The sequence below is a fragment of the Mesobacillus sp. genome (assembly GCF_049588175.1).
Taxonomy (GTDB): domain Bacteria; phylum Bacillota; class Bacilli; order Bacillales; family Cytobacillaceae; genus Mesobacillus.
On sequence record NZ_JBAVFI010000651.1, the window covers coordinates 1 to 3,803 of the forward strand.

4 protein-coding genes are annotated in these 3,803 nt (G+C 43.3%); 1 reads left to right on the plus strand and 3 read right to left on the minus strand.

Translation table 11 applies throughout. The features are described 5' to 3' along the window. The 3 genes from WB217_RS15650 to WB217_RS15660 all read right to left on the minus strand — a co-directional run. Positions 1-735, minus strand: a 735-nt coding sequence (locus WB217_RS15650; RefSeq protein WP_423994179.1) for a YheC/YheD family protein, incomplete at its 3' end; no start/stop codon positions are given. Next, positions 732-1,817 (minus strand): YheC/YheD family protein, encoded by a 1,086-nt coding sequence (locus WB217_RS15655; protein WP_423994180.1) that lies wholly within the window; start codon positions 1,815-1,817, stop codon positions 732-734. The genes WB217_RS15650 and WB217_RS15655, both read right to left, overlap by 4 nt. A 20-nt stretch (positions 1,818-1,837) precedes the next feature. Beyond that, complete coding sequence (locus WB217_RS15660) at positions 1,838-2,941, minus strand: YheC/YheD family protein (RefSeq protein WP_423994181.1); 1,104 nt, start codon at positions 2,939-2,941, stop codon at positions 1,838-1,840. A gap of 255 nt (positions 2,942-3,196) precedes the next feature. On the opposite strand from WB217_RS15660, the gene WB217_RS15665 reads away from it, so the two are divergent. Further along, complete coding sequence (locus WB217_RS15665; protein WP_423994182.1) at positions 3,197-3,553, plus strand: YlbF family regulator; 357 nt, start codon at positions 3,197-3,199, stop codon at positions 3,551-3,553. Positions 3,554-3,803 lie beyond the last annotated feature (250 nt).

Below are 3,803 nucleotides of genomic sequence, written 5' to 3' on the forward strand. Positions count from 1 at the left end.
TAGACTGCCATTTGCAGGTTTCACATATACATTGCCATAGTTTGAGAGCATGCGTTCAATGATTGAAAAAGAAGAGAATTGGTGGGTTTCAGGCAGATATTCAGACGCACGTTCATCCTGCTGCAGCCTCTCGAACACATCAAGCTTGCTGAAGAAACCTGGATTATACCAGGGGATCAAATAATCAGTCTGCATTCTCGCCTTCAAGCTGCGAAGCTCAGACATCCTTTCAGTCCTCCGGTTTGGCAAACGGTCGTATACGACGTTAGGGAAGGGGACCTTCATTGTCTTCCAGCCATCATCTACAAAAAAATACCCATTAATTAATCCACTATCCCAATCGATATGCTCTTCACCAAAGACGAAGGGAAGGGCGCCAACCATTTTATTGACGGAAAGGAGCTTTGCAAAGAACATCGATCTTTCACCAATAGGCCGTAAAGGATAAGGTGTGAAACCTGATGTCAAAATGCCGATTAACGGTCCAATGAACAGGGTTTGCTGGTCGATAAACACATGCAAGGGAGCAGTTAGGTCTGGCATGGATAATTCCTTCTGGATATCATTGCTCAGGACGATAACATTTCGGCCCTTTGGGTGAGGAGCGCACGTAACATCCAGCACCTTATTTCCGAATGCGATCTTACTGATGTTCTTACCGTTAGGAAGATCATCAGGGATAAAAACAATTTGCTTGGAATGATTGATGATCTCGATTGGATATCGTTTTCTCATGAGTGCTGTTCCTCTCTTTCTGTCAGATTCTTATTAAGAAAATAGGCATACTCTAACGGAGCTTTATAAAGAATTTCCTTCATTTCCGGATTTGTTGCTGCTATTACTTTTCTTCCAGGCTTTGAATTTGTATCAAGCACCCACAAGGCATTATCCTGCGAAAGGCCAATATCGACTCCAAGTTCAAAAAGTTTTGGGAAAGAGGCTTCAAGGATTTCGGGAAGTTTGGTTAGGATGTCATCAAGTTCATGTAAAATGAATTTTTTTGTCTTGATGCTGAGGGATTCTGCAAAGTCTTCGAAAGCTAAAATCTCACCGCCAGCGCTTAAGTTAGAGATAATGCCGGCTTCGCTTCCACGGCGGATCCCTTTTCCTCTTACTGTCCATGTGCCTGTCATATCCTTTTGCAAGAGGATCCTGATGTCGAATGGGCAGTTTTGCGAATCTGTCAATTCAAGATAAGGCTGCATAAGATATTCCTTCTTGTTGATGAGACGGTTCAGCCAATCCTCTGTTTCACTCTCGGTTTGAAAATATTTCTGTACCATTTTCCCACTAAAATCAGCTGCGACAATGAAACCACGGCCATCTTTTTCTATGCTGTAAATCCCTGCGCCTCCGGAACCAAATGCGGGCTTAAGAACGGATTTTTTCCATTTTTTCAGCTGGCTGACCACCATTTTTCCGTCTGTCGCTTTAAAGGTTTCAGGAATATACGGAGAGAGACTGGATGTTGACAATGCCTCATAAATCGCCCACTTATTTGGAAGGCCGCTTCCGAGGAAGGTTATATCCGACCTGCCCTTCAGCCACCTGACAATGGCCATTGATTGTTTGGAAAGAAGGTCATCGGAATAAAAACAACGGTCATATAAAATTTCGGGAATAGGGAACTCTCCCTTGACCCATTTATCATGTTTACTGTCAAAGCGTTCTCCTATGGCCAATTGGCTTACGGGTTGGATGCTTGCGGGAGCAAACCTATAGCAGGTGAAAAGAGATGGGTTTGCTTGCCGCGCAATCTCTGTAAAATAAGAAAGCTCACTATTTAAGTTCAGTGACATCATTCCAAATGAAATCATACTCATACTCCTCTTGGCCTTTACGATTCAAAAAGTCCATAGCAATGTTCAATTATGGCTTTCGTCGAAGGCCGGATTTTTGTTCCGCGCTCTTCAAAATTTTTAGAAGGCTTGGAATTGGCTTCGATCAGCCACAGGTTTCCTTTAATATCGATTCCAATATCAATCCCGAGCTCTGCAGTCAACCCTTCGGCATGCTGGCTGATGGCTTCAGCTGTTTCAAGAGCCAATTCTTTCATCAGCGCAACTTGCTGTCTTGCCTGTTCCTTGCCAAATATCAAAGATAGAGTATGGGCAGGACGCATGACCTCGCCACCCCTCGCGATATTTGAAACGAAGTAATGTTCCGCTGAAACCCTTGCGACGATTGATGTGACCTTCCAGAAATGCTGGTCATTTTTATGGCATAGGACCCGGAAGTCCATTCTTCTCCCATTTAGTTCAGATAGCTGAATCCCCTGCTGGATGATATACTGCTGCTTTGCCACTTTGTTGGATAAAGCTCGAGCTAAATTTTTAACATTTGAGAATGGAGGGAGTTCTTTTGGCTGCACAGTGGAAAAAGAAGTATGGATAAGGCCATCATCTTTTACCAGCTGGATTATTTGGCGGCCCTGGCTTCCATGCACCGGTTTAATATATAGCTCATCATGATGGTTAAGCATGCTTTCAAGCACCGGTTCCGTAAACAAATATGTTTCAGGAATATAAGGATGCAAATGCTCTTCCTTCATTAAAAATTCATGAATTTCCCATTTAGAAAGAAAACGGTGATTAAATATACATATTCCCCGTGATTCCAATTTATTTAAAAATCCCTTAAATCCCTTGCTATATTCCGTACGCCGTGAAGAAATCCGATTGTAGATCACATTGGGGAAGGGGAGGGATCCTTTTTTCCAATCATCCACATCGTCATCATAATAAAAGCCCTCAACTCCTTCGTCAGAAAAGCCTTTAAGTGAAAAGACATAAAAGCTTCCTCCCAGCTCAGATACCCCCTGATGAAGTTCTTCGCAGAAAGAGTGGACTTTGCCGAAGTCTGGTCCATGTTCTTCTTTTATTTCAGTCAGCAAAGCGATGACCGGGCTAATTTTTTGGTCTTGCTTTTTTGCTGGCGTCATAGCTTCTCCTCAATTTCTGTGAGACTCTTTTCATAAAAACAGCATCGCTTATCGCTGCTCCATCACGATCAGCATTGCGAAAACAGCCTCCTTTAAAATAGGCAAACACACATAATGCATATTATGAATATGGTCAGTTAATGGTGATTTTTAAGGGGGATTAAGCTGGATTACAGCCAGTTTCGAACTTCTCGCATTTGAGTGCATAGTTTGTTATAGTGTAGTGGAGCGTTTAACGTAGAAGGAGTGATTTAAATGGCAGTTAATACTTACGATGCGGCCTACGATCTTGAAAAGGCAATCAGGAACAGTTCGGAATATACGAACTTAAAAAATCTTTATGATGCGGTAAACAGCGATGAAACAGCGAGAAAAATGTTCGAAAGCTTCCGCAATATCCAAATGCAGCTGCAGGAAAAGCAAATGATGGGCCAGGAAATTTCACAAGAAGAAGTGGAACAGGCTCAAAAGACAGTGGCATTAGTACAGCAGCACGAAAAAATTTCACAACTGATGGAAGCTGAACAAAGGATGAGCATGGTTATTGCCGAACTTAACCAGATCATCATGAAGCCTTTGGAAGAGCTTTATGGCAACCCAAACCAACAATAAATAGATTGAACAGGCTCCCGGCAAAAGTGTCGGGAGTTTTTTTAAAGAAAAGAAAGCATAATATTCACTTCGAGAAATGTCCAGCTCCAGCGCCTAGCCCCTCGAGTCACTTCGGTCCGCCCAATGAAGTCAAAGAACGACTTCACCGGTCGGACCTTCGACGGATACGATGTCCTAGTGCCGACGTTGTCACAGGACGTGGCGGTTTTAGTCGGCCAGCGCTTGACGGGGCTGACCAAGGCGCTTGCGC

Bases quoted from the DNA above. Each gene is read 5' to 3' on its own strand.
- WB217_RS15655 (WP_423994180.1), bottom strand. From the start codon at position 1,817: ATGATTTCATTTGGAATGATGTCACTGAACTTAAATAGTGAGCTTTCT.
- WB217_RS15660 (WP_423994181.1), bottom strand. From the start codon at position 2,941: ATGACGCCAGCAAAAAAGCAAGACCAAAAAATTAGCCCGGTCATCGCT.
- WB217_RS15665 (WP_423994182.1), top strand. From the start codon at position 3,197: ATGGCAGTTAATACTTACGATGCGGCCTACGATCTTGAAAAGGCAATC.